The sequence below is a fragment of the Anaerosporobacter sp. genome (assembly GCF_965301125.1).
In genome coordinates this window covers 1-6926 of sequence record NZ_CBDLAM010000189.1, presented here as the reverse complement: position 1 = coordinate 6926, position 6926 = coordinate 1, and the positions used below count along the sequence as shown (strand labels likewise).

General features: G+C 34.7%; 8 protein-coding genes. All 8 read right to left on the bottom strand.

Annotated features, from left to right (window positions below; translation table 11 throughout):
* Nucleotides 1–76: 76 nt before the first annotated feature.
* Nucleotides 77–289: a hypothetical protein gene (locus ACW2QF_RS16185; RefSeq protein WP_455717047.1), complete on the bottom strand. Its 213-nt coding sequence runs from the start codon at nt 287–289 to the stop codon at nt 77–79.
* Nucleotides 290–383: 94 nt separating this feature from the next.
* Nucleotides 384–1364: a D-isomer specific 2-hydroxyacid dehydrogenase family protein gene (locus ACW2QF_RS16180; RefSeq protein ID WP_455717046.1), complete on the bottom strand. Its 981-nt coding sequence runs from the start codon at nt 1362–1364 to the stop codon at nt 384–386.
* Between the two features lie 49 nt (nt 1365–1413).
* Nucleotides 1414–2340, bottom strand: a complete 927-nt coding sequence (locus ACW2QF_RS16175; RefSeq protein ID WP_455717045.1) for a diacylglycerol/lipid kinase family protein — start codon at nt 2338–2340, stop codon at nt 1414–1416.
* Between the two features lie 23 nt (nt 2341–2363).
* Nucleotides 2364–3524: an alanyl-tRNA editing protein gene (locus tag ACW2QF_RS16170; protein WP_455717044.1), complete on the bottom strand. Its 1161-nt coding sequence runs from the start codon at nt 3522–3524 to the stop codon at nt 2364–2366.
* A gap of 139 nt (nt 3525–3663) precedes the next feature.
* The gene (locus tag ACW2QF_RS16165) at nt 3664–4506 is read right to left on the bottom strand and encodes a formate/nitrite transporter family protein (protein ID WP_455717043.1); all 843 of its coding nucleotides are present in this window, start codon (nt 4504–4506) and stop codon (nt 3664–3666) included.
* A gap of 162 nt (nt 4507–4668) precedes the next feature.
* On the bottom strand, nt 4669–5418 hold the full coding sequence (locus ACW2QF_RS16160) for an amino acid ABC transporter ATP-binding protein (RefSeq protein WP_455717042.1): 750 nt from the start codon (nt 5416–5418) through the stop codon (nt 4669–4671).
* On the bottom strand, nt 5405–6094 hold the full coding sequence (locus tag ACW2QF_RS16155; RefSeq protein WP_455717041.1) for an amino acid ABC transporter permease: 690 nt from the start codon (nt 6092–6094) through the stop codon (nt 5405–5407). The genes ACW2QF_RS16160 and ACW2QF_RS16155 overlap by 14 nt, the downstream gene beginning before the upstream one ends.
* 31 nt (nt 6095–6125) lie before the next feature.
* Nucleotides 6126–6863: a transporter substrate-binding domain-containing protein gene (locus ACW2QF_RS16150; RefSeq protein ID WP_455717040.1), complete on the bottom strand. Its 738-nt coding sequence runs from the start codon at nt 6861–6863 to the stop codon at nt 6126–6128.
* Nucleotides 6864–6926: the final 63 nt, after the last annotated feature.

Sequence of the window (6926 nt, the reverse complement as noted above, 5' to 3'; positions counted from 1 at the left end):
GTGCTACCCCATGCCGTTTAAAATATTTATTACTGTAGAAAACCTTAGCCTCCTCTACACCACTTAGAAAAATTGCTTACTTTCCAAATACTCGTGAAATATCGATAGGAGACCGATACTTCTTAATACGATTTTGAATGAATGGATAGCCTTCTAATAAAAGATCTAGTGTATGGTCAATTCCTTTTTCTCTTGGAATATTTTGATTTGATGAAATTCTTTGTTTTGATGGATAATTTCGACTCAATCGATTTGTTTGACTCGATGGTCTTCTTTGACTCAATGGCATAACTTGCTTCCCTCTTTCTCCCTAAACTTATTATTCTATCTTGATTCTCTATAGTATTCGATAAAGTTTAGGTTAATATGCAAAGGCAGTCAAGTTACACGTCAAGATTCTTCTTTAACCCATTCACAAAGCTAATTGCTCCAATAATTGAATTCTCAACCATATCTGATACAGCTTCCTCTGTATAAAATGCTGTATGCGGTGATACAACAACATTTGAATATGAACAAAGTCTAGTAAGTTTAGGATTATTAAGACGTTCTCCTACTTTATTAAAATAATATAGCCCCTTCTCATGTTCTACCACATCTAATCCTGCAAAACCTATTTTCCCACTTTCAATTCCATCTATTAAGGCTTGGGAATCAATAAGAGAACCCCTTGCACAATTAATAATACTTACACCATCTTTCATTTCCCTTATTGTATCAGCATTAATCAAATGATAATTGTCCTTCGTAGCTGGTATATGTAGTGATATAATATCACTTTCTCGTATTAATTTATCAAGACTTACATAATTACCGAATTGTTTCACTTCATTCTTTTCATAGATATCATACATCAAGATTTTGCACCCAAAACCAGATAGATGTTTAACAACTGTACTACCAATCTTACCAGTGCCAACTATACCTACTGTACAATTAGGCAACTCTCTTCCGATTTTCCCTTTTAGTGTAAAATCTTGTATTGCTGCCCGTTCTAGTATATGCTTAATTTTACGCAGTCCCATTAGCATCATCATAATTGTATAATCCGCAACACTACTTGGTGAATAGGTAACGTTAGTAACACCAATACCGATCTTTTTCGCATATTCTATATCGATATGATCAAAGCCTATTGTTCTTGTTGTGATACACTGCACCCCAATCTCATGGAATTTATCCAATAATTCCCTATCTATCGTCGTCGTTATAATATCAATTACATCATATCCTTTGGCAAGTTCCACATTGGAAAGACTAGGGGTTTGTGTGGTATAGTCATACTCTATTTCATATTGGCTACTGTACTTATCAAAGAAAGGCTTTTCATCAAATTCACGCATACTATAAACAAATAATTTCATTTTTCCTCCTGTCCACTTTAGTTAACTCCTTCACTCATAAAACTTCTATCTATCCTGCAATAAACCGTATCTTATCTGGTGAAGTTTCAAATAACACTTCCTTCGATTTGCTATGTTCTGTCGTTTCTCCATCTATATGCACAAATTGTTTACGTTCCATTTGAAAAACTGCTTTCTTACAACGAAAAACATGAATTCCTCTACATTTTACGTGATTACCTTTCTTGGCACCTGGCAACATAGTTAGTGCTCTAATTTTAGAAATCTTTTCTGCTACGCATATATCCAAATAGCCATCTGTAGGATCTGCTTTCGGACAGAACATATATCCTCCACCTTCATATTTTTGTACATGAATAGCCGAGAAGAATATCTTATCATAAAACTTAACCTCATTATTATCTAACGTTATAGTTCCCTTAATATAAGGAATACCCGCTAACTGTTTAATAGCAACCAATCCATATGTAAACTTACCCAATCTTAAGTGATTGAGTAATTTCTTTAATGGAGAATGGTTAACCTCGTAACATACTGCCGCATCAAATCCAATACCTGAACTAACAAGAAACCGCTTGCTTTCTCCTCCATAAGTTGCTACTCCATAATCTAGTTGTATAAACTTCTTTGGATTTATAATCTTTTTCAGCTCACTCAGATAGTCTCTTGTTATATTCATTCCACGCCCAAAATCATTACTAGAGCCTATTGGAATATACCCAAGAGTCACTTGCTCTATATTTCTTATCCCATTTAATACTTCATTCAACGTTCCATCTCCACCTAATACTACAATGGTAGGAAATTCATCTTTTTCTCTAGTAATCTCACTAGCAAACCGTGCTGCGCTCCCAGCTTCACTAGTAAAATACTTCTTGTACTCAAAATTATTCTCTATAAGATATCTTTCAATATCGTCCCATATTTTATGTCCCAGCTTTGACTTCGCATGGGAATTTATCACAAAATGATACATTATTCACACTTCCAATCTAACAATTATAATAGCGCTTCTATTGTTTCTCTCTTCGCCACAACAGAGCCCTGTACCATAGCAGTACTTCCGCCGCCTTTAGCGCCTAATTTATCTTTAAGGATCGTCGCTACCGTACGAGTATCTTGTGTACTACTTCCAATAATATATCTATATCCTTCTTCGTCATCTCCTGTAAATATTCCACAGATACCTGAATGTTCGCTTACTAGTTGATTTACTGATGTACGCATAACCTGTGGATCTAGGTTGCTTTCAAATAAATATACATTTTCTTGATCCTTCGGTATTTCTCTTAATTTTGCTTCCATGTACTCTTTCTTGGTATCGGCTAACTCTGCTTTTAATGATTGATTCATATTCTTTAGTTTCGTAACTGCTTCTACCAAAGAATCTTGATTCGCTGATAAGGAAGACATAAGCTCAGATAATACTACCGTTTTGCGACGATATTCTTCTAATGCACGAAAACCGCATAAGATACTAATTCGAACCCCACCTTTATAATTTTGAATATTTAAAATCTTTAACATACCGATTTCGCCAGTTTTCTTCACATGTGGGGCACAACAAGCACAGACATCCACATCTTCGATAGTAACAATACGTACTTGTCCATCTATTTCAATCTTGCTACGGTAGTTCAAATCGGACAATTCTTCTTTTGAAGGAAACGTAACTTGTACGGGTAGATTTCTTATTATTACTTCATTAGCAGCGTACTCAATATCTGCTGCCTCCTTTGCTGTTATCACTCCATTAAAATCCATCGTTACCACTTGATCACTTAGATGAAAACCAACGTTGTCATAACCAAACTTCTTATTCACTAACCCAGAAAATATATGTTCTCCAGAATGTTGTTGCATATTGCTAAACCGATGTTTCCAATCTATGACTGCCTGTACCACTGCTCCAACTTCTAAGGGTTCTTCTAGCGTGTGAGTAATAACCTCTCCTTGGATTTGAACGTCTAACACTTGTATATTATTAATCGTTCCTTTATCAGGACTTTGACCTCCTTCTTCCGGGAAAAATAGTGTTTGATCTAAAATAACTTGATAAACGTTCTGCCCCTCTACCTGAGCTTCTTCACAAGATAAGACCGTCGCGCTAAACTCTGTGGCGTATGCATCTAAATCATACAATTTTATTGTTTGTTTCATATCTATTAATCTCCTTTTACATGGATACATTCACATTACTAAAGACATTTTAACGCAACTGAAGAAATAATACTATCAATATTATTTTTTTGAATGAAAAAAAGGCTGTTGTTCAAACAGCCTCTTTCATAAGTATGGTTTATTTTATTTTCTTCGATCTATGACATAAGAACATGATACCGCTGATAACAATTCCACCACCTATAATATTACCAATTGTAACTGGAATCAAGTTATTAATAAACGCATTGGACACAGTCAAAGAATTAATCTGTTCAGTAGTTAAGTGATATGTTTCTTTTGCAATTTCTACATATTCGTTATTACTTGATGCTAATAATCCTGCTGGTAAGTAATAAGCATTTGCAATACAGTGCTCAAATCCTGAAATTACGAATGCGAATATTATAAAGAATGCCCCAAAGATTTTTCCAATTGCATCTTTAGCACTTCCAGTAACTAGTATCGCTCCACAAACAATGATATTACAAAGGATACCAGATAGGAATCCTTGGAAAGGATCTATGTTTGCTTTTGCTACTGCAGTTTTAATCGTGTAAGCGCCTAATGCACCATGGTTAAAATCAAATTGCCCTGAAAAATAACACATGGTAGCTATAAAGAGTGCTCCAATGAGATTTGATACCCAAACAAGTGCAAGATTCTTAGCTACTTTAGACCAGGAGATTTTCTTATCCCAACCAGCCATGAACAGTAAACAGTTACCTGTAAACAATTGTCCACCGATTAAAACGATTAGTATTAAACCTACAGGGAATACAACACCTGCTACCGTCTTTGCAATGCCTGGATCTGCAATGTTATGCGATGCAACCATACTTGCTTGGGCGCCAAGAGCAATAAACATACCCGCCATAATACCATACAGTAAAACTTTAATTACAGAATAATTTGCTTTGTGTGTATAATCATTAATAGCATTATCAATGATTTCACTTTGCGTAAAATAATTTTTTTCCATACCCAACCTCTTTTTGCTTTTTTTGATTTGCTTTGTATTATTTTCTACGTTATCTCTGTTAATAACACACCATTCAACATTATAATAACCTATTCAAGTTTTAGCAAATACAAATAATAGCAAATGACAGATTTTCTTGTATTTTTTTTAGTACATAGCAAATTACAATACTTTACTTAAGAAGTTTTGTAAACGTTCACTCTTTGGATGTGCAAATAATTCCCCAGGAGTATTTTCTTCCACAATTTGACCTTGGTCCATGAAGATTACTCTACTTGCAACTTCTTTGGCAAATCCCATCTCATGTGTAACTACTACCATGGTCATATTATCCTCTGCAAGTTCTCTCATTACTCCAAGTACTTCCCCTACCATTTCTGGATCTAAGGCTGACGTTGGTTCATCAAATAACATCACTTCTGGCTTCATGCATAATGCTCGTACAATTGCAATACGTTGTTTTTGCCCACCTGATAATTGAGCTGGGTAAGCATTTGCTCGATCCTCTAATCCTACACGTTTTAGTAAACGCATAGCTTCCTTTTGTGCCTCTTCCTTACTCACACCTTGTAATTTCATAGGCGCAAGGGTAAGGTTTTGTAAGATCGTCATATGAGGGAATAGGTTGAAATGTTGGAATACCATTCCCATCTTCTGACGTAGTTCATTGACATTAACACCCTTTTGGGTAAGCTCATTACCTTCAAAGACAATCTGACCTGATGTTGGTGTTTCTAATAGATTCAAACATCTTAAGAAGGTACTCTTGCCAGAACCAGAAGGTCCGATAATGAATACTACCTCTCCTTTATTGATTTCACAGTTTACACCATTTAGCGCAAATTTATCTCCAAACTGTTTCTTTATGTCTTTTACCTGAATCAGAGAATTCCCGAAATTAATGTGTTCCATTGTTTAATCTCCTCTCTAATCGTCCTACTAAGTAGGTAAAAATCATAACAAGTACAAGATAGATTGCAGCTACTCCGAATAAAGGGAAGAATGCCGAGAATGTCTGACTTCTTATGGTATCTCCCGCTTTCGTTAAATCTGCAATTGCAATATAACCTGCTACCGACGTTTCTTTTAATAATACAATAAATTCATTTCCCAAAGCAGGCAAGACATTCTTGATTGCTTGTGGCATAATGATGTATCGCATGGTTTGTAAATAATTAAATCCTAGACTTCTACCCGCTTCGAACTGCCCTTGATCTATGGACATAATTCCACTACGTATAATTTCTGCTACATAAGCACCAGAATTAATACCGAATGCAACAATAGCAACGAATACTTTATCAATACGAACACTACCAAACACTACAAAATAAATGATTAATAGCTGAATAAGTACTGGAGTTCCTCGAAAAACTGTAAGATAAATCTTACATATTACATTCAAAACCTTGCACTTACCTGTATTGTCATGGGTAGATCGTATGATTCCTACAATAAGTCCAATGCAGATACCAATTAGTACTGCAAAGAAAGTAATTGTTAAAGTAACCTTAAGACCATCTACAATATACTTCCAACGATCTTCCTCTATAAAATTTTGTGTAAATTGTTCAATTATTCTCTCCATTTTTTTATTCCTTATCTTAATAAAGGGTTAATTACTCTTTATTGATATACTTATCTATAATTTCTTGAAGTTCACCAGATTCTTCGAGTTTATTTAAGGATTCATTAATTTGTTTTACAAGTTCATCATTACCCTTTTTCACTGCAATTGCATATTCTTCCACTCTAAACTCTTCTTCTAAGATTTCAATTTCTTCATTTTGACTAGCAAATACTTTGGCTGGTTCATTATCAATGATTACAACATCGATTTTTCCTTGGCTTAATGCCTGTACGGCTTCAAACCCTTTATTATAACGTTCAACCGTAGCATCTTTCACATCTTCTGCATAGATATCACCTGTTGTTCCTAATTGAACCCCAATTAATTTACCTTCTAAGTCATCTACTGTCTTAATATCACTACCCTTTTTAGTAATAATAACTTGTCTTGCTGTTGTATATGTATCACTAAAATCCACGTTCTTTAGTCGATCTTCATTAACAGTCAATCCTGCTAAACCAATATCCGCTTTACCTGATTGTACTGATGTGATAACGGAATCAAATGCCATATCTTCGATTACTAATTCTTTTCCAAGATCATCTGCAATGGCTTGTGCTATCTCTACGTCGATACCACGGAAATCACTACCTTCAAGATATTCATATGGTGGGAATTCTGCATTCGTCGCCATTACTAATTCATTGGACTCTTTCTTTGAGCTACACGCCATACAAGAAACTGCCATCGCTACTATTAAACCTGTAAAAACTAATTTATTCTTCATATTTTTCTACTTTTGTATTTTACATAAATTATGGATTATTACTTTATTATATTAACGGATATT

Coding starts and splice junctions, on each gene's coding strand:
- ACW2QF_RS16185 (WP_455717047.1), bottom strand. CDS start 289: ATGCCATTGAGTCAAAGAAGACCATCGAGTCAAACAAATCGATTGAGT.
- ACW2QF_RS16180 (WP_455717046.1), bottom strand. CDS start 1,364: ATGAAATTATTTGTTTATAGTATGCGTGAATTTGATGAAAAGCCTTTC.
- ACW2QF_RS16175 (WP_455717045.1), bottom strand. CDS start 2,340: ATGTATCATTTTGTGATAAATTCCCATGCGAAGTCAAAGCTGGGACAT.
- ACW2QF_RS16170 (WP_455717044.1), bottom strand. CDS start 3,524: ATGAAACAAACAATAAAATTGTATGATTTAGATGCATACGCCACAGAG.
- ACW2QF_RS16165 (WP_455717043.1), bottom strand. CDS start 4,506: ATGGAAAAAAATTATTTTACGCAAAGTGAAATCATTGATAATGCTATT.
- ACW2QF_RS16160 (WP_455717042.1), bottom strand. CDS start 5,418: ATGGAACACATTAATTTCGGGAATTCTCTGATTCAGGTAAAAGACATA.
- ACW2QF_RS16155 (WP_455717041.1), bottom strand. CDS start 6,094: ATGGAGAGAATAATTGAACAATTTACACAAAATTTTATAGAGGAAGAT.
- ACW2QF_RS16150 (WP_455717040.1), bottom strand. CDS start 6,863: ATGAAGAATAAATTAGTTTTTACAGGTTTAATAGTAGCGATGGCAGTT.